Annotated in this window: 19 protein-coding genes; 17 read left to right on the top strand and 2 right to left on the bottom strand. The window is 38.7% G+C overall.

What is annotated here, in order from left to right; all coding sequences use genetic code 11:
- Window positions 1-215 precede the first annotated feature (215 nt).
- From filB to filF, 5 genes are read left to right on the top strand one after another with little or no spacing between them, the layout of a single operon-like run.
- Window positions 216-1,049 carry a putative pilus system C39 family peptidase FilB gene (filB, locus tag F2A31_RS12405; RefSeq protein ID WP_150026624.1) on the top strand — a complete coding sequence of 278 codons (834 nt, stop codon included), beginning with the start codon at window positions 216-218 and terminating at the stop codon, window positions 1,047-1,049.
- Between the two features lie 43 nt (window positions 1,050-1,092).
- On the top strand, window positions 1,093-2,199 hold the full coding sequence (gene filC, locus F2A31_RS12400) for a putative pilus system protein FilC (protein ID WP_150026623.1): 1,107 nt from the start codon (window positions 1,093-1,095) through the stop codon (window positions 2,197-2,199).
- Window positions 2,200-2,211: 12 nt separating this feature from the next.
- Window positions 2,212-3,876: a putative pilus system OmpP1/FadL family transporter FilD gene (filD, locus tag F2A31_RS12395; protein WP_150026622.1), complete on the top strand. Its 1,665-nt coding sequence runs from the start codon at window positions 2,212-2,214 to the stop codon at window positions 3,874-3,876.
- Window positions 3,877-3,917: 41 nt separating this feature from the next.
- Window positions 3,918-5,078 carry a putative pilus assembly protein FilE gene (gene filE, locus F2A31_RS12390; protein ID WP_407643280.1) on the top strand — a complete coding sequence of 387 codons (1,161 nt, stop codon included), beginning with the start codon at window positions 3,918-3,920 and terminating at the stop codon, window positions 5,076-5,078.
- 20 nt (window positions 5,079-5,098) lie between these two features.
- A complete protein-coding gene (gene filF / locus F2A31_RS12385) occupies window positions 5,099-7,108 on the top strand; it encodes a putative pilus system protein FilF (protein ID WP_150026621.1) in 2,010 nt (669 codons plus the stop codon).
- Window positions 7,109-7,144: 36 nt separating this feature from the next.
- Here filF and F2A31_RS12380 read toward each other — a convergent pair whose 3' ends face one another.
- The gene (locus tag F2A31_RS12380) at window positions 7,145-7,693 is read right to left on the bottom strand and encodes an NUDIX hydrolase (protein WP_150026620.1); all 549 of its coding nucleotides are present in this window, start codon (window positions 7,691-7,693) and stop codon (window positions 7,145-7,147) included.
- A 130-nt stretch (window positions 7,694-7,823) separates the two neighbouring features.
- Here F2A31_RS12380 and F2A31_RS12375 point away from each other — a divergent pair, with 130 nt between their 5' ends.
- The 7 genes from F2A31_RS12375 to fghA all read left to right on the top strand — a co-directional run bounded on the left by F2A31_RS12375 (window position 7,824) and on the right by fghA (window position 13,870).
- A complete protein-coding gene (locus F2A31_RS12375; protein ID WP_150027807.1) occupies window positions 7,824-8,429 on the top strand; it encodes a CoA pyrophosphatase in 606 nt (201 codons plus the stop codon).
- Window positions 8,430-8,460: 31 nt separating this feature from the next.
- A complete protein-coding gene (locus F2A31_RS12370; RefSeq protein ID WP_161419651.1) occupies window positions 8,461-8,988 on the top strand; it encodes a gamma carbonic anhydrase family protein in 528 nt (175 codons plus the stop codon).
- 139 nt (window positions 8,989-9,127) lie between these two features.
- Window positions 9,128-9,796, top strand: coding sequence for a tRNA (adenosine(37)-N6)-threonylcarbamoyltransferase complex dimerization subunit type 1 TsaB (gene tsaB, locus F2A31_RS12365; protein ID WP_150026619.1), 669 nt, complete (start codon window positions 9,128-9,130; stop codon window positions 9,794-9,796).
- Window positions 9,797-9,798: 2 nt separating this feature from the next.
- Window positions 9,799-10,623 carry an undecaprenyl-diphosphate phosphatase gene (locus F2A31_RS12360; RefSeq protein WP_150026618.1) on the top strand — a complete coding sequence of 275 codons (825 nt, stop codon included), beginning with the start codon at window positions 9,799-9,801 and terminating at the stop codon, window positions 10,621-10,623.
- Window positions 10,617-11,426 carry a class I SAM-dependent methyltransferase gene (locus tag F2A31_RS12355; protein ID WP_150026617.1) on the top strand — a complete coding sequence of 270 codons (810 nt, stop codon included), beginning with the start codon at window positions 10,617-10,619 and terminating at the stop codon, window positions 11,424-11,426. The genes F2A31_RS12360 and F2A31_RS12355 overlap by 7 nt, the downstream gene beginning before the upstream one ends.
- Before the next feature lie 193 nt (window positions 11,427-11,619).
- Window positions 11,620-13,062 carry a C13 family peptidase gene (locus F2A31_RS12350; protein ID WP_150026616.1) on the top strand — a complete coding sequence of 481 codons (1,443 nt, stop codon included), beginning with the start codon at window positions 11,620-11,622 and terminating at the stop codon, window positions 13,060-13,062.
- On the top strand, window positions 13,031-13,870 hold the full coding sequence (gene fghA / locus F2A31_RS12345; protein WP_150026615.1) for an S-formylglutathione hydrolase: 840 nt from the start codon (window positions 13,031-13,033) through the stop codon (window positions 13,868-13,870). Before F2A31_RS12350 ends, fghA begins: the two co-directional genes overlap by 32 nt.
- Before the next feature lie 30 nt (window positions 13,871-13,900).
- Here the strand turns inward: fghA and F2A31_RS12340 are convergent, their stop codons facing one another.
- On the bottom strand, window positions 13,901-14,176 hold the full coding sequence (locus F2A31_RS12340) for a DUF2218 domain-containing protein (RefSeq protein ID WP_150026614.1): 276 nt from the start codon (window positions 14,174-14,176) through the stop codon (window positions 13,901-13,903).
- A 182-nt stretch (window positions 14,177-14,358) separates the two neighbouring features.
- Between F2A31_RS12340 and rpe the strand changes: the two genes are divergently transcribed.
- From rpe to F2A31_RS12315, 5 genes are all read left to right on the top strand, one after another.
- Window positions 14,359-15,045, top strand: a complete 687-nt coding sequence (gene rpe, locus F2A31_RS12335) for a ribulose-phosphate 3-epimerase (protein WP_150026613.1) — start codon at window positions 14,359-14,361, stop codon at window positions 15,043-15,045.
- A gap of 508 nt (window positions 15,046-15,553) precedes the next feature.
- Window positions 15,554-15,970 carry a hypothetical protein gene (locus F2A31_RS12330; protein ID WP_150026612.1) on the top strand — a complete coding sequence of 139 codons (417 nt, stop codon included), beginning with the start codon at window positions 15,554-15,556 and terminating at the stop codon, window positions 15,968-15,970.
- A gap of 63 nt (window positions 15,971-16,033) precedes the next feature.
- The gene (locus tag F2A31_RS12325) at window positions 16,034-17,920 is read left to right on the top strand and encodes a copper resistance system multicopper oxidase (RefSeq protein ID WP_150026611.1); all 1,887 of its coding nucleotides are present in this window, start codon (window positions 16,034-16,036) and stop codon (window positions 17,918-17,920) included.
- Window positions 17,907-18,773 carry a copper resistance protein B gene (locus F2A31_RS12320; RefSeq protein WP_150026610.1) on the top strand — a complete coding sequence of 289 codons (867 nt, stop codon included), beginning with the start codon at window positions 17,907-17,909 and terminating at the stop codon, window positions 18,771-18,773. The genes F2A31_RS12325 and F2A31_RS12320 overlap by 14 nt, the downstream gene beginning before the upstream one ends.
- A 95-nt stretch (window positions 18,774-18,868) precedes the next feature.
- Entirely contained in the window at window positions 18,869-19,372 is a 504-nt protein-coding gene (locus tag F2A31_RS12315; protein ID WP_150026609.1) for a cobalt transporter, read from the top strand.
- Window positions 19,373-19,376: the final 4 nt, after the last annotated feature.

The following is a 19,376-nucleotide window of genomic DNA, read 5'->3' as shown; positions in this document are numbered from 1 at the left end:
TTTATGTGGTGATCACGTTTTAGATATGTTGTATTTGGTATGTAAAGCTCTTTGTGTTAAAGAAAATATACATTTCGTCAAAAAAAATAAAAAAAAGCTGTATTTTTTCATAAAAAAAGGTATCTTCAACAGGCAGGGACGTAGTGTTTTAATGATTAAAACACTAAAAATAAAATGAATAAGGCAAGTGCTGCCACAGTTAGAAAAAGAGACTTATGTTAGAGATCGCTTTAGGCTCGGCATTGATGTATTACTTTACAACGCAAGCCTTTGAAATAGAAAAAAAACCAGATGGGACTGTGTATTATACAGAAACTTTGGATTCTCGAAACCCTTCCTTTACACGGAATCACCGTGAAGTTGTCACTATTAAACCTGCTGTAGAAGATCAGTTCCGCGGTATTGTGCGTCAAGCTTATGACTATAGTTGTGGCTCGGCGGCATTGACGACGCTATTAAATGGTTACGCAGGTTTAAGTTTAACAGAACAGCAAACAATGTCTGGTTTACTACAGTACGGTGAGTATCAGCGAATTATTGAGCGCCGTAGCTTTTCACTACTCGATATGAAGCGATTTGTGACAGCACTCGGATTGAACAGTGGGGGGTATCGAGGGCAGTTTTCTGATCTTATAGCATTAAAACAACCTGCAATTGTTCCGATTACTTATGCAGGTTTCAAGCACTTTGTAGTTTATAAAGCATATAAAGATGGACGTGTATATGTCGCTGATCCTGCTTTAGGTAATATTAGTTTCGATGAAACGCGCTTCAAAGAGGTCTGGGATAACAATACGCTGTTCTTAATTGATGTGCCCGAGCCTTATCGTAAAGATCTTTTGGCCTTGCAGGATGCAGATATGCGACATGTTGAAGATGCGACAATTAATAAATATGCACTCGCTGATATTCAATTTCAAACGCCGCGTTTTGAGCGTTTAGCCGATCGTGCTTCGACGATGCGTCGAGTTTTGGATAAGAATACTGATTCAACGACCTATAATCAACCGGTTACGACTTATATGCGGATGTACTATAAACGCAAATAGTTCTTAAGTTTTAGTAAATTAAATGCATAAGTAGGATGTTATAATGAATAATCAATGGATGAATATGAGTGTGCTTGCCTTAAGTTTAAGTGCAATCACAACAACGCTTTATGCTGAAGAACAATCTCAAGTGGATTATGCTGAGCAACAAGTACAAGCCGGGCAAGAAGCACCATCAAATAGTGAAATAGAAACTGTTGTAACAGCAGATAGTGATGCCAATGAAGCAGCCAGTGCTTTGCAACAACAAGAAGGTGATGCATCACAAGAAGCAAATTTACAAGAGGTCTTTACAGCAAGCGAGCGTCAATATTCTTTGATCAAGAAGGGGACTATATCCTCATATTATGATATTGATTATACCTATTATAGAGATAGTCGTATTGATGCATCATTGGAAGATGGAAGTTTAAGAAATTTTCGTGTTGAAGAAGATGCGAACCATACTCTCACCAATACTTTTACGCTTCAGTATGGTGTATTAGATAACTTAACTTTATCTGCATCATTGCCTTTTATGGCAAAAAAACAACTATTAGATGATAAAACTGCAGCTGGATTAGGGGATATTTCTTTTGGAGCTCGTTGGGAACCGTTTCCTCTTAAACAAGGTCGTCTTCCTTTAATTATATTCGGTAGTGCATCAACCAAAACAGGCGATAGTCCTTACGAAATTGGGATTGATGAGTTATCAACAGGTAAAGGTTACTATTCTGTTGGTGGTGGTGTTAGTACACGAAAATATATTGACCCGGTTGTTTTATTTGCTTCAGTTTCAACCAGTTATGGTTTTAAAGAAAGTGGTCTAAATCAGGTTCGTGGCAGCCGTATTTTAGAAAGCTTTGATCCTGGTTTAAGTGGTGGCTTCTCATTTGGTTTTGCTTATTCATTTAATTATGACGTTTCATTGACGATGTCATATCAGCAAAGTTTTAATACGGGAGCAAAATTTTATTTTAATAATGGGGAAAGCTTTAAATCTGCAGACCAAAGTAGTTCCATGTTGTCATTTGCATTAGGCGTTCGTGTATCACCATCAACAATTGTTAATGGAACTGTTGGAATAGGATTGACTGAGGATGCTCCAGATGTGTCATTAGGTTTATCATTCCCTCTTGATATTATAGGTTTCGGCAAGAAACTGCGTTAAGGAGACGTAAAGGTGAAATATCCTAAATTATGTCCCTTAACGATTAGTATTTTAATTGCGGGACTATCCAATATTACTCATGCTCAATTAGGGCAGGATTTATCTGTCGATCTAAGATCTTTGGCTTTGGGGAATGCAGTAACAGCTGATCCACCAGGAATTAGTGCAGTACATTTTAACCCAGCTGCTTTGGCAAAGTTAGATGGTTTGCAAACTGATGTTCAGGGGATTTTAGCCAATTTCTCGATTAAACGAGATTATGCAGCACCTGCAGGTTATAACGTTTTTGGTTACTCTGATGATCCATTGGTTTGTAATGATGGTCCAGAGATTGATGCACGGATCTGTACTGATTTTAAGGGTACTGTTTCTGGTGATGTTGAGTATGCGAGTATTTATGTTCCAATCCTAAAAAAAATCGTTGACCTAGGACCGAATATGCCTTTGGCTGCTCCTACAGCAGGTATTTCATATAAACCGCCAGGTTCTAAAGTTACTTATGCAACATCGATTTATGCGCCGTTAGTAGCAGGGTTTGGGGCAGAAGATGGTAATCCAAGTAATTATATGGGGCAACAAGTCGCATTAGAGCGTATTACTTATTTATCTCCATCATTTGGCTATCAGGTGAATGACCATTTGGCAATTGGCGCCTCATTTGGGATGTCTTATCAAGCAATCGCAATGAAAACAGATTTGCGCTTTCCCAATGAAATGATTGGCGTGCTGAGGATGGTGGATGAGGTTGTTTGTGCACCATTTAAAGGTAATGGCGATATTATTACGGACCTGCTGCTTTTTGGTATGTGTAACTCAAAAGTAGGAATGAATCCGTTTAATAAAATGGGTTCACTTGATCTTGCATTAGAGCAATCACTTAGCCCGAGTTACAATTTAGGGATTTTATGGGAACCAACGGATGATTTTAGCTTTGGTATGGTTTATCAAAGCGAAGCAAAAATGCGTTTGCGGGGCAAATATTTAATTAATAATGCCACTGCTCCACAGCAATTGGTTGCTGGTCTAAATTCATCAGCAACAGGACAGATTTTAGCGGCTATTCTAGGATTGCCAGGTTACGTCCCAGATGTAGAGTCTGGATTGGTTGCTATGGACTTTAAGTATCCTCAACATTTTAAAGCAGGGATAAAATACAAAATATTTCCAGACTTGCAGATGAATTTTGATGTTGGTTGGACTGATTTTTCCGCATGGGATAAATTCAAATTTGAATTTGATCGACAGATTTCTTTGTTAAAAGTTGCGAAGTTATTGTCAGCTGATGTAACTGATCGATCACTCGCATTGCCATTACGTTTTCAGTCAGCATGGCGATGGGGGATCGGTTTTGAATATTCAGCAACAGATCGTTTAAAACTACGAATGGGCTATGAGCCTCGAACGAGTTCTATTCCTGATGATAAGCGGAATACCATGGTTCCAATTAATAATGCTCAATTATTTGGTTTAGGTTTAGGGTATCGATTTGATCAGGATACAGATTTAGATTTATCGATTGGTTTTTTGCGTAGCCGTGATGATATTCCAGCCAATTCTAGTAGCCTTGCTAATAAAACAGGGGTTGATAATATCTTACTTAATCCATATGCAGGCCTCAATATTAAAACCAATACTAAAGTAACTCTACTTGGTATTAACTATAGAACAAGATGGTAATGCAAAAGATAATGAAAAAAGGCCCTAAACTTGCGATTTTAATGTTGACTATTGCATGTGTAAGTGGCTCAAATAGTTACGCAGATGGCTTTTATACAATCATTGGACCCGATGGTCGTCCAATGATTGTTCCTACACGGAATGTAAAACAGGATGTTGCTGTAAAAAAACAAATAAACAAGTCGGTCTCTAGTCAAAACAAAGTTAAAGATATTGATACAGCGCAACCATCTCCATCTGCAGAAACAAACTTAAGTACGATTAAACAGCCAAAATCCCCACAAGTTTATGTAGAACCTCCTTCCTCCAAGATTGATAACACGAGGTCAAAGCCTTTAGAAACCTCGAATCAGATTGAGCGAGTGAATCCTGTTGTACAGCAAAAACATACTTTGCCCTCCACAGTTGAAAAAACAGAAGTTAAAGCTTCAGTTGTACAAGAGCAAAAATCTTCTTCTATGACAGATACAGCCAATCCTGCTGTTGTACAGGATAAATCAATCTCTAAAGAAAAGTCTCTTAGTGCTTTTGAGAAAATTGATGGTATCGAATATGTAAATAGTGATTATCTAGAGGATCAGGAATTTAATTTAGACGGAAAAAAGCGATTTTATATGATGCCGGATGGGAGTGGTCGTCTCGAAACGATTGAGCGCAAAAAAGGTGTGAGCCGTTCGGTTTTAGATAAATTATTAAATCGTTCTGTGCAATCCGCCGAACCCATTGTTTTATCTGAAAACTATATACGGTTGTCGACACAAGATCTTGCACTTGCTTTTGAAGATGAACAATGTTTTTTAAATGGTTATTCTAAATCAATTAAAACAGTGGCTTACCAAAAAGATATAGGATTATGGCCGAGGAAGCCTTTAAAAGAAAAATTTGAATATGATTTAGTAAAATTGGATCGCTCAATCCAATATTTACAGATTGATTCATATGCTGTGAGCAATCAAAAACCACTATATTATTGGCCGTTGGTTGTATTTTTAGATGAAAAAGGATGTATCAAAGAAGGTGTAAGTGGTTTCAAAAGTGGCACTACAAATGCAAACTTTTTACAACACGCTGCGATCTATGGGGTGGTTAAGGTCCCAACAGATGCTCATTATGTCATGATGACACCGTTAGCATCCGCAGTAGATGTTCCTGAGTATGAACTTTCGAATCAAGGTCAAATCAAGATATCGGTAATACAGTAATAATTTAGGATAAATGAATTATGAAAAAAAGGATTATTTTACCATTTGCATTATCAGCTTTAACTGTTTTGTTAAATGGATGTGGTGGAGAAAGTGCTAAAATTAACGAGGACCCGACAAAAGGAATTAAGGGGGTTACATCAAGCACCAGTTGTGATATTAGGCAAGAGAACTGCTTACAGTTTGCTTTAGATTATCCAATTGCAGGTATTAATTTTGATTGTAGTAGTGATAATGTTAATCATTTTGTGACAAAGCTTGATGGTAATGCTGTGACCGGGGCTTGTAAGTTAGGTGATAAGGTTAGTTTTTATATTCAAGGTGAAGAGTCACCTAGAATTAGTTTAGGTACGATTCATTTAGATAATATAACGAAAACAAAAGTAGGTGTGCCAGCACGTATTCGAGTTATTGATTTAGCGATGGCTTTAACAGGCAAAAGTCCTACAGAATTGGACGTGAACGATGACACTACGCTTGTTGCTATAGCACTAGTTAAGATTTTCCAAAGTATCGGTGCTGAAAAGAAAGATAATGTGATTGGTGATATTCAGCCTACAGAAATCACACAGGAAAAAAGAAATCAACTCAAGGAGATTACTCAGGAGATTGGAGCTACAGAATTTAATAATGGTCGATATGCTAGTCTCATTAAACCATGGTTAGATGTTAGTAAAATCAATAATGAGCAGGCATTGGAAATTATTAATCAATTACTCAGATTGAGTAATATGGGGGTATGGTATGCTGAGCTGCCAATTTTTAAAGCAGGAAGTAATGGCGTTATTGAATTGCCGGATGAGGGGAGTGGCGTTTTCCCTGATGGTCTATTTGGATGTAATCGGGAGCTTTATAAAGATTGCCTCAATATCGGTGAGGATAAGGGGGCCAGTTTACGGCACTCGATGGGGCGTTTTGAACTATTGACAGATCGTCAAGGCTATATCTTAGGTTATGGACAACAATGGAAAGGGGCTCCAACCATAACGAATGATATTATATCTCCCCCACTTGCATTAATTACAAAAGTTAAGCCTGAAAAGCTACAAATCACTGCACAAAAAAACTGGTTTAATTTAATTCGTCAGGAGATTAATCCTGATCAACCATTACGCTTTAAATTAGATACGGACAATCCTGCTGAAGACTTATTGATCACACAAGGTAAGTTGATAAATGGATCAAATATTGTGAGCACAGAAGCTGTTTATCGACAATTGACGAAAGCGAAAGCGACTGACCCATTTAATAATGCTAAAGATTTGGGAGTGTGGAAGCAGAGCCTTAATAGTGTAAATTATAAAGGTGTAACTGACGTCTTTAAGATTAACCCTGCAAGTTACTTACCAAAAGATGTATTTACTACAGAAAAAAATGTTCAATCAGGACAACGTTATGCATTCCCATTGTATGCAACCTTAACGTTTAGATTCCAGGATAGTAGTATTTCACCTGTTGATTTAGGTATAGTGATTGATGAGTATGGTGATATTCGTACTGACATTAAAAAAGATGCAACAGCTACAGATATGTCTGGTGTTTGTGCTAAAGCGGAACCACAAGCGGATGGTACATTTATTGATGAGTACAATGTAACACAATATCGAATTGGTACGACCGGTGGAGCTTTGTATTCAGCAAATGATAAATCCATTACTGTGCGTATGATCCTAGCAAATCCAAGATTTGGCGCGCTAGAAGGAGTATTGCTTGGTCTAAATTTCACTTCTTTAGATGGACAGTTGAATATTGGTGGCGCAAAAATTAATGTGCACAACCTATTAAATGGGCAAGCAAGTGGTATCAACCTCACAAACTTTTCAAATAATACCGCTTCATGGTTAAATAATTATGCTTTATATCTAACAACATATATTAATGTTTACGATCATAAAGATACGGACAAGAGCAAATATGTTGAACCAACAGCTCAAGAACGTGAGTTTGCAAAAGGTTATCGAGGCACTGCAAGTATTCGAATCGCAAATCAAAACATTCCTGCCTGCAATGCGATAAAAATAAAACCTTAATTTGTTTAAAGACCGCAATTTGCGGTCTTTTTTTATTCAGCCTGTATGATCTAAGCGAGTGCCGAGTGTTTCTAAGTGAGTTGGAAATAAGCCTTGTTTTCTATCAGAAAAATAATGTCTTAATGTTTGTTCAACACTAGGGAAAGCGAGTTCGGTCCAAGGAATTTCATGTTCTTCAAATAAACGACATTCGAGACTTTCTTCGCCTGCACCAAATAAACCCTGTTTTAATTGTGCTTTGAACAGTACATAGATTTGTCCAATACGTGGAATATTGTACATACAGTATAATTGTTCAATTTCAACTTCTGCCTCAGCTTCTTCACGAGTTTCTCTGGCGGCACCTTGTTCCATGGTCTCAAAAAGTTCCATATAACCCGCAGGTAATGTCCACAATCCATAACGTGGTTCAATCGCTCTGCGGCATAATAAAACCTTATCATCCCAAATGGCTAAAGCTCCACAAATCACTTTGGGGTTTTCATAATGAATGTTGCCACAATTTGTGCAGACCCATCTTAACTTATGATCACCTACAGGAATTTTTTGTTTGGTTTGATGCCCACACGCAACGCAAAAGCTCATAATTATCATCAGCGATAGAGATAACTCAGCATAACTGAATTTTAACGACTTCGCATCATCATCTATGATTGCAGCTAAAATTTCGGCTATGATGATGAACTATGAAAAACGAGAAGAAGAGATGAGTTATATGGGAGAGCCATCGTTAATACAACTTTTAGAACAACGGTTGCGTTTTTCCAAAAGAATCCAACAAGCAGATGCAGCTGTTTTAATTGCAATCACACAAGAAGCGCAACCCAAAGTGTTATTGACACGTCGTTCTATTCATTTATCACAACATGCAGGCGAGGTGTCCTTTCCTGGTGGTAAGCGTGATCCGAGTGATACCAGTAATATCGTGGTTGCGCTGAGAGAAGCGCAAGAAGAAACAGCTTTGAATCCATTTGATGTAAAACTTTTAGGTGATCTCCCGATTCAGCGTGCACGTAGTGGCTTATCTGTGAAGCCTATTGTTGGTTTGATTCCCGCGCATGTTGATTTAATTGCTCAGCCAACTGAGATCGAACGTATTTTTTTTGTTCAGTTGCAAACTTTAATGGAAGCACCACCATTACCCTATGAGGTCCGTTTAGCTCGACAGTCGATTTATTTCCCAAGCATGCAAGTCGAGAGTGAAATTGTATGGGGATTGACTGCACGGATGCTGGTTTCTTTATTTCAATATGGATTGGGGTATCAAAAGAATTGGCCTTTTCTTGTTAATCCACCAAATTTTGGTTTGTCTAAGTTCTAATTTTGTCTAACTAAATGAGTTTTTTATCATGATGTATAAATATCAGGGATTGAGTCCAAAAGCATTACATGAACCTTGGGATGGTTGGGCTGCGCCTAATGCAACTGTAATCGGACAGGTTGAGCTCGGACGACAAGTCAGTATTTGGTTTGGTGCTGTAGTACGCGCAGATAATAGTGTAATCCGTATCGGTCATTTTTCTAATATTCAAGAGAATGCTGTTTTACATACCGATGCAGGTATTGAACTCAATATCGGTGAATACGTGACAGTTGGGCATCAGGCAATGTTACACGGTTGCACGATCGGGGATAATTCACTGATTGGTATAAATGCTGTTGTTCTGAATAATGCTGTGATTGGTAAGAATTGTATTATCGGAGCAAATGCATTGATCCCAGAAGGCAAAGTCATTCCTGATAATTCTGTCGTAATGGGGTCACCAGGGAAAGTGGTAAAGACCATAGATGAACAAGGCGCAGCACGTTTACGGTTGAGCGCATTACATTATGCAGAGCATTATAAAAACTTTTTAGATTTAGAGCCGTTTAGCTTTTAATCTCTGTCTTTATTTGAAATAAAAACCAGCCAAACAGAAGTTTGGCTTTTTTGTATCTAAATAGAGAACAACTCGAATATGAGAATAGAGTGGGGTATGATATCGCTCGTTTTTCATCATACTTCGCTTAAGGTTTTGCATGAAGTTGCTTGCGTTGGAAACTGCAAATGAACAGTGTTCCGTATCATTGGTTGATATGACTCAAGAGCTCTATTTTCAATTAGATAGTCGTGCGAAAGCACAAACTCAAACGATCTTACCGTTAATTGAAGATGCTTTATTACAAACAAATACACAATTGAAAGATGTCGATGCAATCGCATTTAGTCGTGGACCTGGCTCTTTTAGTGGGGTAAGAATTAATGCTGCAGTCACGCAAGCATTAGCGTGGTCACAAGACTTACCCGTGATTCCTGTTTCAAGTTTGCAAGCTTTGGCTCAAGCAGCATTTCGTCATTCAGGTCTACAGCAAGTAACAGCCGTACTCGATGCACGTATGCAAGAGGTTTATATAGCCAACTTTAGCCTCGATGAACATGGAATTATGCAGGCAATTGATGATGAGAAACTATTAAATTACGAGCAAGCTACGGCATATTGTAAATTTATTGCGGTCGGTTCTGGCGCAGCACTCATTCAAGCTGATCAGGATGGTTTGCAAGCAATTGTGGCAACTGCACAAGATATCGCAAGTATTGCAAAAGTTTATGCGGCACAACATAAATGGGTTGATGCAGAATACGCACTTCCTGTTTATTTGCGTGATGATGCATGGAAAAAAATTCCAGAACAAGGTAAAGCGGGTTAGGTATGGATTTGTTACTGCTGCTCAAAGCAGCGATCATGGGTATTGTCGAAGGTATTACTGAGTTCTTACCAATTTCAAGTACTGGTCACTTGATTTTGGCATCGGAATTGATGGATTTCTGGACGACAGAGAAAAGTGCAGTATTTGTTGTCGCAATTCAGATTGGGGCAATTGCAGCCGTGATTTATGAATACTGGTCGCGTTTGTGGAATGCTGCGACAGGTATGGTGACTGGTGAAGAAAAAGGTCGTCGTTTAGGACTAAGCCTTATTTTTGCTTCGATTCCAATTGTTTTAGTTGGTTTAACTTTCGGACAAGTCATTAAAGAGGTGCTTTTTAATGATGTTATTGTCGCTTTAGGTCTAATTATTGGTGGTCTAATCATTATTTGGGTTGAGAAAAATCCACCAAAAATTAAAGCTGTTGAAGTTGAGAATATTACTTTTAAACAAGCGGTCTGGATTGGTTTAATCCAAGTACTTGCCTTGATTCCTGGGACATCGCGTTCTGGTGCAACGATCATCGGTGCGATGTATTTAGGGGTGTCTCGTAAAGCGGCAACAGAGTTTTCATTCTTCTTGGGTATTCCTGTGATTATTGGCGCAGGTTTATTAGATTTATATCAGAGTTATCATGTCTTTGATGGTCTAGAGGATTGGACTGTCATTACGGTTGGTCTCGTTGTTTCCTTTATCTCTGCTTTACTTCTGATCCGTGCATTGGTTGCCTATGTAGCTAAACGGGACTTTATGATTTTCGCATGGTACCGCATTGCTTCTGGCTTATTGATTTTATTATTATTCTTTACTGGTTGGAAATTATGGTAAGCGGGTTTCGCTTATTTTATCAAGCCACAGATATTGAAAAAGCACAGCATTATCATGCTGTGCTTTCTTTACGTGGTGTTCAGGTCGAACTTTGTTTGATTGAGCAGTTAAATGCTCGATTTTTACGTCTGAATCCTGAATTAGGTCTTTGCGTTGATGCATCTGGATTATGGCTATGTGCAAATGGCATGAAAATGAGACCAGATTGGCAGGCGGAAATTCCTCGTTTAAAGCGCGCAAGTCTAAAGTCGGAAATGCTTGCGCGAGCATGTCAATTGTCTGAAAAACCAAACTTGCTTGATGCAACTGCAGGATTGGGACATGATAGTCTTTTAATGGCACATTTAGGTGCGGCAGTACATTTGGTTGAGCGAAATCCAATTTTGTTTAGCCTATTAGAAGATGCGCATCATCAAGCAAAACAAGATGCTTTCCTTCAATCAGCAGCATCAAGGATTCAACTGGTATTTGCAGATTCTGCATCTCACTTACAACAACTTAAACTACAGAATCAATCTATTGATGTTGTGTATTTAGATCCGATGTTTCCACAGCGTGATCAAAACCAACAGGCAATCAAAAAACAGGCCCAAGTTAAAAAGCAAATGCAGCTTTTACATTTATTGTTACCTGAAGATGGTGAAATGGATTTAGGCGATGAGTTGCTTGATTTGGCTCGTCAAGTCGCCAAACGTGTGATTGTTAAGCGTCCTCGACATGCGGTTTTCCTTGCCGATCAAACTCCAGATCATCAGTGGCTAGGTGATGCTTGTCGTTTTGATGCTTATTTTTCAAGAGATTAACTTTAAATTATGTTCAAATGATTGTGTGCCTTAGGTCATTGCTCAGTAAAGATTTGTGATATAGTGCCAAAGCATAATTGCTAAAAAAATCTGCTCTAGAATACACTAGCATTGCATACTACATTTCATTGGAAAAATGAGATTCATTCTATAAAAAGAATGACATATTTTGAGTTTAGTCCTGAAGAATTCTATGATAGACCTCAAACCATCGATAAATATCTGGCATGATTTTAAAAGTAACCAAATTGCTGGAATGTGGTTGTTTCTAGGGTCTCGTCGATCTTTACAAGTGGTTCACCCTTCGATTGCCCAGTTAATTCTATGGGGGTTTTTAGGCGCTTGTACGAATTCACTTTATAGTTGGTTGGTCGCAGGTCAGGTCGGAGACTTTAACTCTCAAGGTCTAATTGGTTATGCACTTTGGCCATTTATTGCATTGATTGTTGGGATATTCTTATCTCAACGGATGAATCAGCCTCGTTTGATGCTTGTACCAGCATTATTGTGGTTAGTGCTAGATACCAATATTCTACTTTTACAGTGTTTAGTTCAGTATCTCGGTTCCAACGGTTATCTCAACTTTATCCCAGATAGTATCTATAACGGTTTTTTACCGCCATTATTTGCGGCTCTTTTTGTTTGGCAGAGTTTAGCCGTGATTTGGGTGATTTCTCGGGCATTGAATTGGCCATGGTGGGAACGCGCCTTAGTTTTTGTGGCAACGATTGCAACCTTGGTTGTTTGGCAGCTTTCCGTAAAAGATCAACCGATTTGGAAAGTTGAAGAGAGACCCGCAAGTTTTGCTGAAGATGCTTTTTATGCTCAAAGTCATTTGTTAAATAATGCATTGGATCAAATTCAGTTTAGTGATCTTGCGACAAGCCATTGGTATTTTTTAGGCGTAGCTGGAGATAGTTATGCTGATGTTTTCCGTTCTGAAATTGAACGAATAAAAGAACAATTTGATACCCGTTTTGGGACTTTTGGTCGTTCGATTATGCTGGTGAATAATCCAGCAACACGTTTAGATATCCCGATTGCTTCAAAAACCAGTATCGAGTTGGCCTTGCGCCGTATTGGTCAGCAGATGAATCGTGATAGTGATGTTTTATTTTTATATATGACGTCACATGGGGAACGTAACCATTTTGAGCTTGAAAATGCACCATTGGATTTAGGGCAGGTTGATCCTAAATGGTTACGTGAGACGCTAGATAAAACAGGCATTCGTTGGCGTGTTATTGTAATCTCAGCATGTTATTCAGGTAGTTTTATTCCTGCGTTACAGTCACCTGATACCTTAATTATCACCGCATCTGCTGCAGATAAGACTTCTTTCGGCTGTAATAGTGAAGTGGATTATACTTATTTCGGTCGTGCATTTTTTGACTTAGCCATGCGTGAACAAGACTCAATGAAAATGGCATTTGAGCAAGCTAAGCAAACAGTGACTAAATGGGAAATTGCACAGGGCGTTGAACCTTCTGAGCCACAATGGTCGATCGGTCGGAATATGGAGTTAATGTTGCCGCAATTAGAGCCATACTTATTTCCTAACCAGCGTTTAGCATCTGAACCAGTAAAAACACAGGATAATGAACATGCAACTACTGCAAAAAAATCGTTGTTTTGACGGTGAACAACAAATTTATCAGTTTGAGTCCCAATACCTTAAAGGTTTGACAAAAGTTGGGGTTTACCTACCGCCAGCAGCGTTGGATGGAAAACCATGTTCAGCATTATTTTATCTTGCGGGTTTGACCTGCACTGAAGAAACTTTTGCCATTAAAGCACATGCACAACGTATGGCTGCTCGCTTAAATCTGATTTTGATCATGCCCGATACTTCTCCTAGAGGTGATCAAGTTGCACAAGGTGATCATTGGGATATTGGCCAGGGGGCTGGCTTTTATATCAATGCAACACAACAACCTTGGGCGGAACATTACCAAATGGAGTCTTATTTGGTAGATGAGTTATATGCGCAGGTATTGCAAAAGTTCCCAATTATTGAAAATCAAGTGGGAATTTTCGGGCATTCAATGGGTGGCCATGGCGCATTGACTTTAGCATTTAAGTATCCTGAACAATTTAAATCCGTGTCTGCTTTTGCACCGATTTGTGCTCCAAGCGTATGTGCTTGGGGAGAAAAGGCTTTTAGTCAATATTTAGGTGATGATCGAAACTCTTGGTTGGCGCATGATGCGACGGCATTAGTACAGCAAAAAGGGAAATTGTTTGATGAAATATTAATTGATCAGGGTAAAGATGATCAGTTTTATGCTCAACTCAACCCTGAAAAATTTAAACAAACATGTTTGGATGTAGGGCAACCGCTGACTTTACGGTTACACCAAGGTTATGATCACGGTTATTACTTTATTCAAAGTTTTATTGATGACCATTTGCAGTTTCATGCAATACAGCTAGAAAAAGCCTAGGGTTAGAAGGAACGTTTTGGGCGTTCTTTTTTAGTTATGTTTCCATTCAACAATAAATTCTTGTTGAGCCATGCGGTTTAAATGGTCAATCACCACTTGCTCTAAATGTGTAACATCATCTTGTTGATTCTCAATCAGCACATCTAAATGTTGTTCTTGAGGTGTTAATGTCACTGTTGCAGTGGGCATAAATATTTTCGAATATGCTTCGGTTTCAGACACCTCAAATTTATGTTTCCAATGATTTACTAAACGTTTGCTGATACGTTTACCTTCGTTTGTTGTCAATTGTGTTGAACTATTCATGATCTAAAATCTTTTGATGATAGGCAAATAAAAATAACAAATCGATTTCGCTTTAGAAATAGTATTCCTGCAACGGGATGTTGCATCTTTGCAATGCTATCTTGATCACTTTATAACAGACTTCACTGTGTTGAATTTGTTATACTTGATCAATCATTTTTTCAGAGTTTGCCAGGTCACCCATGTCCAAGCCTTATTTAATTGCACCTTCGATTTTATCTGCTGATTTCGCACGTTTAGGAGAAGATGTAGAAAAAGTGCTAGCTGCAGGTGCAGACGTTGTACATTTTGATGTAATGGACAATCATTATGTGCCAAACCTGACTTTTGGTGCACATATTTGTAAGGCACTAAAGAATTATGGAATCAAAGCACCGATTGATGTTCATCTTATGGTGTCACCTGTTGATCGAATGATTGGTGATTTTTTAGAAGCAGGTGCAGATATTATTACTTTCCATCCAGAGGCTACTGAGCATATTGATCGTTCTTTGCAATTGATCAAATCTGGTGGAGCAAAAGCGGGATTGGTATTTAATCCAGCAACACCATTGCATTATCTTGATTATGTTTTAGATAAAGTCGATCAAATCTTGTTAATGAGTGTAAACCCAGGTTTTGGTGGGCAAAAATTCATTCCAAAGACTTTAGATAAACTGCGTCAAGCTCGTAAAATTATTGATGCGAGTGGTCGTGATATTCGTTTAGAAGTCGATGGTGGCGTTGGTCCTGCAAATATTCGCGAAGTGGCAGAAGCTGGTGCTGATATGTTTGTTGCGGGCTCAGCAATTTTTGGTCAACCAGACTATAAAACGGTGATTGACCAAATGCGTGCAGAGTTAGCTAAAGTTGGTGCGACAGAAGTTTAGTATTTTCATACTATTGTCGGGCTATGCGTAGCATTGAACGCTACGCGACATAGTTTTTGTCTTCCTACGGAGCTTTAATCTCTCCTTAGGGCTGAGCGTTATTTTTCTTGTATTTGTTCTCGAGCGTAGCTCTTGCGTAGTGCAAGCTAAAAAGCTTTGCTTTTCTTAATGCTGCCCATGTGGATAACTTTGTTTATAACTCGGTGGATAACCGTGTTGATAACCAGGTGGATAAAGTGTTGTTAAAATAAACAAAATGATTTCAGTTGTTTATATATACAGCAAAAAGGACAATTTTTTGTCCTTTTTTTGTGCGCTAAATTGTTTATTTTGCTCTGTTTTTACTCATTTTTTTATTTGAGTAATGTTGTTGAATAAATCAGCATTAATATAAATAAATCTATTCGATATTGCAGAATCAAAACATAAAGAGGATTGTGCATAAGTCAGAAAGAACTTATGCTAAGTCTATCTGTAAGAAATTAATTTGCTTTAAAAGGATGATTTAGTGCAGCTACTGAGAAAATGCAAACAAGTATGGTTTGTATTCCTGATGATATTTTTCATTGGGGGAAGTAGTGTGGCTGTTGCTGCGGCCGAAGTATTTCATTCTGATCATAATTCATCAACAGTTCAAACTATGCCTTGTCATGATCTGGAAATGATAGATCAATATCATCATTTACAGCAGAGTGATATGAGTAATCTACTCAAATGCCATGATGGGAAAATGCAGAGTGAACAGCACTGTCAGGACTGTAATCATCCTTCTCATTGTCAATCTGTTAATTTTGCATTAGATCAACAACTTCTTGATCTGTCGATACTGGTGTCTGTTGAGTTAAGTATAGATAAGAAAACAGACTATCAAGCTCGCCATCTTGCGGGCTACTGGCAGGAAATTCTACGCCCACCGAAAGCCTGATCTGTTGAATTTTACCCCTCTTTCAGGAAGAGGGATTGTTTTTTAACAGATTAGGAAAAGATCATGTCTACCAAAATTTATGCGAGTGTTATCGCAAGCATCAGCTTATTATTTGCACCTTATAGCTGGGCTGCAATTAAAGAATATCATCTGAATATCAATCAAGAGATAGTCAATATCACAGGAAAGCCAGTTAAGCGAATTACGGTAAATGGTAAATTTGTGGCGCCTCTTTTAGAGTTTGAAGAAGGGGATGAAGCGGTTATTCATGTACACAATCAATTAAAAAATCAAGATACGTCTTTGCATTGGCATGGCTTACTTCTACCTGGTTTGATGGATGGTGTACCAGGTTTTAATGGCTTTCAAGGGATAAAACCCAATGGAAGTTTTGAGTATCGTTTTAAGGTTCGTCAGAACGGCACTTATTGGTATCACGCCCATAGCAAAGGACAAGAACAAGATGGTTTGTATGGTGCATTGGTTATTTATCCTAAAGGTAAAAAACCTGTTGCAGCTCATGAGAACGCAGAGCGTGATTATGTGGTGATGCTTTCGGACTTCCATGAAACAGGAAGTGATCAGATCATGGCAAATCTTAAAAAGTCTGCTGAGTATTATCAAAATCAACGTGAAACAGTTGGAGATGTTTGGAAACAGATCAAGCAACAAGGCTTAAAAGCGACATGGCAAGACCGTTCGATGTGGAATCAGATGCGGATGCTTAAAACAGATTTATCGGACGTCACTGGTTATACCTTCTTGGTCAATGGTAAAACGCCGCAACAGAATTGGACTGGTGCATTTAATACAGGTGAAAAAGTTCGTTTGCGTTTTATTAATGCATCAGCAATGTCATTTTTTGATGTTCGGATTCCAAAATTAAAAATGACGGTCGTTAGTGCGGATGGTCAGCCTGTGCAACCTGTACCTGTAGATGAGTTTCGTATTGGCGCTGCGGAGACTTATGACGTAATTGTTGAGCCACAACAAGCACATTATCAAATTGAAGCTGAGTCGATCGATCGATCTGGTTTTGCAATCGCATCTTTACACAACGAAATGCATTCTCAATCACAGCACAAGATTCATATACCCACATCTCGTCCACGTGCTTTATTGACCATGGAAGATATGGGACATGGATCACATGATCAAATGGATCATAGCGCACATCAGCAGGTGGACCACAGTATGCATGATCAAATGGATCATAGCGCACATCAGCAGATGGACCACAGTATGCATGGTCAAATGGACCATAGTGCACATCAACAGATGGATCACAGCAAGCATGGTCAAATGGACCATAGTGCACATCAACAGATGGATCACAGCAAGCATGGCCAAATGGACCATAGTGCACATCAATCAAGTCAATCATCTATTGCTGAGCAAAACGCAAAATCTAAAACAGTGGATGGCTGGGCGAATGCAGCAACGCCAATCGGGCACAAAGCTCTACAGTATGCTGATCTAAAATCTTTAACGCCTCAACCAGACACGCGTCCAGCAGAAAGAGAGTTAGTTATTCGTCTTGGCGGTACGATGGAACGGTATATTTGGACAATTGATGGTAAGAAATTTAGCGATAAAGACTTTGAACCATTGAAAGTGAAATATGGTGAGCGTATTCGTTTGAAGTTTGTGAATGAAAGCATGATGGCTCACCCTATGCATTTACATGGCATGTTTATGCAACTGGAAAATGGGCAAACAGCGGCGAATATGCCTAACAAACATACCATCGTTGTTCAACCTGGGCAAACCGTCACAGCAATGTTGACTGCAGATGAATTGGGGGAGTGGGCGATTCATTGTCATTTACTATTTCATATGTCAGCGGGCATGATGAGTAAATTGATTGTCGCAAATGTCGATGATTCAAATGTAGCGCCACAAAAAACATCTATTCAACCTTCTCAAGGAGCGAGCCATGCACATCATTAAGCGATCTTCTGAGATGAAACGATTGATTCAAAAGGCTCTTATTGGGGGCGTACTTTCATCAATCAGTTTATTGACTTATGCTCTTGAAGAGCATGATCACACATTGTTGCAATCAGATTCTATAAATACGCCATTAAAAGATCATTCACCACATCAGGTTGGATCACGGCTCGCTGTACATGGACAACATGATCATCGTTTAGAACATGGTGGACAAATTTATCAGGCAACCAGTTTGGAAAATGCATGGATACTCAACGATGATGGGCGAGGGCGTACAAGCACCGAGTTGAAAACTTGGGTGGGAACTGACGAGAATAAAATTTTCATCAAAGCACATGTTGAGAAAGCCGAGTCAGAGAAAACCCAAACTGAGGCGAAGGTCTTATATAGTCGAAATATTGCTGATTTTTGGGATGTTCAAGCAGGTCTTCGATATCAGTATGAACCGGAGCAACAGCAAGATAAGGATCAATGGAGTGCTGTATTCGGTTTACATGGATTAGCACCATATTTTTTTGAGACAGACGCCTATATTTATGCTGGAGCAGATCAGCGCTGGCAACTGAATTTGGAAACGAGTCGAGATGTATTGTTTACACAAAAGTTAATAGCTCAGCCGTATTTAAATGCAGATGTCGTGCTGAGTGATGAGTCTAAATATGCTCGGAAAACTGGCTTATCAAAGCTTCAAACTGGTGTGCAACTGCGTTATGAAATCACTAAAAAAGTGATGCCTTTTATCGATGTCGCTTATGCTTATCATCAAGGTGTAAAGCAAACTGAATGGCAAAAGGCTTCTGATAGTGAAAGAGGCGGGCTTTATGGTGTTGGGCTTACGCTAAAATTTTGATATTTCTATCTAAAATATCTGATTAAATGTCATTTTTTCGAGATACTGTTGGTTTATACTAACAGTATCTTTTTTGAGTCATTTATGGTGCATCAATGGCTTTAGAACAACAAAACGATCAAATAACAGCAAAAACAAATCGAAAGAATTTGCAAAAAGAACATACCCAGCATTCGAATCGTTCCCAACTGGAATTGATTCCTACAGATGGTTGCATGAGTGTTAGTTTTTATTATATTCCAGATATGTCGAGTCCCGTTGAGGCACAACGGGTAAGATCAGCCTTAGTTCCATTTTCCGATTTGTTATTGGAACACAGCATCGATTATGAAGCGCGACATTTGTCGCTTTATCATCATTATCCGATTGAGGTGGTCACAGCCGCATTGCAACGTTTGAGTTTAGGTGCTGAACTACAGCAGACAACTACGCATTATGAACCATTGGAGGTTGTTGTACCAAAAACTGATGATACTGATGTGTCTAATCAATCCAAGCTTGATGAAAATGATTTAACTCGAATTAAAAAAATTCTGAGTACTCTTGTTGTGAGATTCAAACAATGGATGGATATATTGTTCAGAAATAACAAAGGATAAATGA

It is taken from the genome of Acinetobacter suaedae, assembly GCF_008630915.1.
Lineage (GTDB): Bacteria > Pseudomonadota > Gammaproteobacteria > Pseudomonadales > Moraxellaceae > Acinetobacter > Acinetobacter suaedae.
Note: the sequence above shows the minus strand (reverse complement) of the source record. Positions and strands in the feature narration are given on the sequence as shown.

Bases quoted from the DNA above. Each gene is read 5' to 3' on its own strand.
- filB (WP_150026624.1), top strand. From the start codon at position 216: ATGTTAGAGATCGCTTTAGGCTCGGCATTGATGTATTACTTTACAACG.
- filC (WP_150026623.1), top strand. From the start codon at position 1,093: ATGAATAATCAATGGATGAATATGAGTGTGCTTGCCTTAAGTTTAAGT.
- filE (WP_407643280.1), top strand. From the start codon at position 3,918: ATGTTGACTATTGCATGTGTAAGTGGCTCAAATAGTTACGCAGATGGC.
- filF (WP_150026621.1), top strand. From the start codon at position 5,099: ATGAAAAAAAGGATTATTTTACCATTTGCATTATCAGCTTTAACTGTT.
- F2A31_RS12380 (WP_150026620.1), bottom strand. From the start codon at position 7,693: ATGAGCTTTTGCGTTGCGTGTGGGCATCAAACCAAACAAAAAATTCCT.
- F2A31_RS12375 (WP_150027807.1), top strand. From the start codon at position 7,824: ATGGGAGAGCCATCGTTAATACAACTTTTAGAACAACGGTTGCGTTTT.
- F2A31_RS12370 (WP_161419651.1), top strand. From the start codon at position 8,461: ATGTATAAATATCAGGGATTGAGTCCAAAAGCATTACATGAACCTTGG.
- tsaB (WP_150026619.1), top strand. From the start codon at position 9,128: ATGAAGTTGCTTGCGTTGGAAACTGCAAATGAACAGTGTTCCGTATCA.
- F2A31_RS12360 (WP_150026618.1), top strand. From the start codon at position 9,799: ATGGATTTGTTACTGCTGCTCAAAGCAGCGATCATGGGTATTGTCGAA.
- F2A31_RS12355 (WP_150026617.1), top strand. From the start codon at position 10,617: ATGGTAAGCGGGTTTCGCTTATTTTATCAAGCCACAGATATTGAAAAA.
- F2A31_RS12350 (WP_150026616.1), top strand. From the start codon at position 11,620: ATGATAGACCTCAAACCATCGATAAATATCTGGCATGATTTTAAAAGT.
- fghA (WP_150026615.1), top strand. From the start codon at position 13,031: ATGCAACTACTGCAAAAAAATCGTTGTTTTGACGGTGAACAACAAATT.
- F2A31_RS12340 (WP_150026614.1), bottom strand. From the start codon at position 14,176: ATGAATAGTTCAACACAATTGACAACAAACGAAGGTAAACGTATCAGC.
- rpe (WP_150026613.1), top strand. From the start codon at position 14,359: ATGTCCAAGCCTTATTTAATTGCACCTTCGATTTTATCTGCTGATTTC.
- F2A31_RS12325 (WP_150026611.1), top strand. From the start codon at position 16,034: ATGTCTACCAAAATTTATGCGAGTGTTATCGCAAGCATCAGCTTATTA.
- F2A31_RS12320 (WP_150026610.1), top strand. From the start codon at position 17,907: ATGCACATCATTAAGCGATCTTCTGAGATGAAACGATTGATTCAAAAG.
- F2A31_RS12315 (WP_150026609.1), top strand. From the start codon at position 18,869: ATGGCTTTAGAACAACAAAACGATCAAATAACAGCAAAAACAAATCGA.